Genomic DNA, 2,265 nt, shown 5'->3' with positions numbered 1-2,265 from the left:
ATATTCCGGTAAGGGATGTCACGGCAGGAATGATAGATGATTTCGAGCATTTCCTTCGTGTCAGCAAGAACTGCGCCAACAACACGGCTGTGAAGTACCTCCGCTATCTCAAGAATACTATCCAGTATGCCATCGCGCATAAGTGGATAACGGAAGACCCGTTCATCGGCAGGAAGTTCCACCGCACTCAGGCTAAACGCCAATTTCTGACTGAGGCTGAGATTATGGAGATTCTCAAACTCGACTTCTCCATGATGCCGCGTCTGGAACTTGTCAGGGACACATTCGTGTTCTGCTGCTTCACCGGACTTGCATTCTGCGATATAAAATCGCTTCAATGGAGCGACATCGAAAAAGACCGCGACGGCAATATGTGGATACGCAAATCCCGTGAGAAAACCGGCGAGTTGAGTATCATACCGATGTTGGAGGTACCGCGTCAGATAGCCGACAAATATGTCAACCACCCCGTTGCAGTATCTACCGGAGTAGTGCTTCCCGTATGTTCCAATCAGAAAATGAACGCTTATCTCAAAGAGATTGCGGATCTCGCAAAGATAACCAAGCCTCTTACCACCCATATCGCGCGACATACTTTCGCGTCTCTGTCGCTCAACAACCATGTTCCTCTCGAATCAATCCAGAAGATGCTCGGACACAGCGACATCAAGACAACGCAAATCTACGCAAAGATTCAAGACCAGACCGTCTATGAGGATATGCAGACCATGCGCAACCGATTCGACAGACTGTGCATTAACAGATGACATCAACTTCAGACAACTGAAAAGGGAGAGCTACCGGTCGATTCGGTAACTCTCCCTTTTAATATTTGGGTATGTAGATTGAGGACAAGTATTCCTCTATATCCTTTTCTTCATAAAGTATCTTTCCGTCAAGACGATAGAACGGAATAATGCCTCTGTCGCGGAAGTCCTGCAATGTTCGGCGCGAAACGCCGAGTCTTTCAGATAACTGGGCATCAGTCATAAAGCGTTTGCCCATCAAGAATGGTTTATATTCCAACGCTATTTCCTCCAGCATCTCAATATTTCGCCTTCCCATTGAGAGGAATTTTCTTATAACGTCATGTTCTTTGTCATATATTTCTTTCACTCTTGCCTTTGTTTATTTTTGAATATACGTCCTCTGACTTGTAAAAACATTTCCGTCCATGTTTGACGTAGCCGAGTTGTCCGAGCGTTTTCATAGTCCTCACTTTCCGGGTTGAAACACATAGCAGTTCCGCGACGGTCTCAGTTGGAATCCATTTGCCGGATTGGATTGAGCGGCACTTCTCATACATCGCCGCAATCAAAAGGGACTGATACTCCATTATCTCGAACATTGCATCAAGAGCCTCTTTGTCGATTCTTACGTATTCCAATGTTTAGCGGTTTCAATAGTGACCGAGTGAAAAAAGAAGGCGGAGTCCCCTCCGCCTTCAACCACTAAATCCGCAAGTCGTATGTTACATAGACTGCGATTCGATTGCGAATTTAGTGAATTATTTTCAAACGGCGGTTATTTTCAGTATAATTTGGCTTCAATCGGGGCGAATGACAGCCCTTTGCCCTTTCCGCGTACAACGATGTCGTAGAACTCATGGCCGTGGCGGTTGGTGAACATTATCTGCGATGTGTAGCCGTGGGTCAGAAGACTGGCGACCTCCTTGTCGGTGAACTTGTGGCCCATGAACTGCAAAGGCATGGTGAATCCGCAGACATGGCATTTCGCAACACGGGGATAGCGGATAACCGAGTGTCGGCCGCATATCGGGCAGACATGGGTATCAACCGTAGCCGGGAACAGGCGGTGGTCGGTGATAAGCTGTTCGGTCTTGTCATAGATCCATTTGCCGTACTCATTCATGAGCTGCGCTCCGCCGACACTGTTCTTGCGGTCTCCATAGAGCCGTTCAACCTCTACCTGATATGCCATCAGATGACCGAGGGCATAAGTTGCGTTGAAGGTTTCAAGCAGGAGATTTCCCTCGCCTGTGATTGCTGGTTCACCGCATACGTCCAGAAGAAGGCGATTGTCGCGGAGACGGTCGAATGCGTCCGCCACATCATGGTGTGCCAATGTGAAAGGCATACCGGGATTGTATTTGTCCGACAGTGAACGGAGCAACATTGAGATGGCGCAAAGCAGGTCGTTCATCTTGGGCGCGGCGGGAGCCACCGAGGTGTGGGAGAACTGGGATTTACCGGTGAGTTTCATTTCCACAACTTTCGGCACCTTGATGTCGGGAGTGTAAGGGAT

At 48.3% G+C, this 2,265-nt stretch carries 4 protein-coding genes; 1 reads left to right on the top strand and 3 read right to left on the bottom strand.

The window, feature by feature from the left end; translation table 11 throughout:
• A partial coding sequence (locus C5O24_RS12760) for a site-specific integrase (RefSeq protein ID WP_161553909.1) occupies positions 1-767 on the top strand: 767 nt, incomplete at its 5' end.
• Positions 768-825: 58 nt separating this feature from the next.
• On the opposite strand, the gene C5O24_RS12755 is transcribed toward C5O24_RS12760, so the two are convergent.
• The 3 genes from C5O24_RS12755 to C5O24_RS14155 form a co-directional block, all read right to left on the bottom strand.
• Positions 826-1,065 carry a helix-turn-helix domain-containing protein gene (locus C5O24_RS12755; RefSeq protein WP_107681934.1) on the bottom strand — a complete coding sequence of 80 codons (240 nt, stop codon included), beginning with the start codon at positions 1,063-1,065 and terminating at the stop codon, positions 826-828.
• 34 nt (positions 1,066-1,099) lie between these two features.
• On the bottom strand, positions 1,100-1,387 hold the full coding sequence (locus tag C5O24_RS12750) for a hypothetical protein (RefSeq protein WP_068960672.1): 288 nt from the start codon (positions 1,385-1,387) through the stop codon (positions 1,100-1,102).
• 143 nt (positions 1,388-1,530) lie between these two features.
• A partial coding sequence (locus tag C5O24_RS14155; protein ID WP_439331595.1) for a topoisomerase C-terminal repeat-containing protein occupies positions 1,531-2,265 on the bottom strand: 735 nt, incomplete at its 5' end.

Origin of the sequence: Paramuribaculum intestinale (assembly GCF_003024925.1) — a bacterium.
Lineage (GTDB): Bacteria > Bacteroidota > Bacteroidia > Bacteroidales > Muribaculaceae > Paramuribaculum > Paramuribaculum intestinale.
Note: the sequence above shows the minus strand (reverse complement) of the source record. Positions and strands in the feature narration are given on the sequence as shown.

Coding starts and splice junctions, on each gene's coding strand:
- C5O24_RS12755 (WP_107681934.1), bottom strand. CDS start 1,065: ATGGGAAGGCGAAATATTGAGATGCTGGAGGAAATAGCGTTGGAATAT.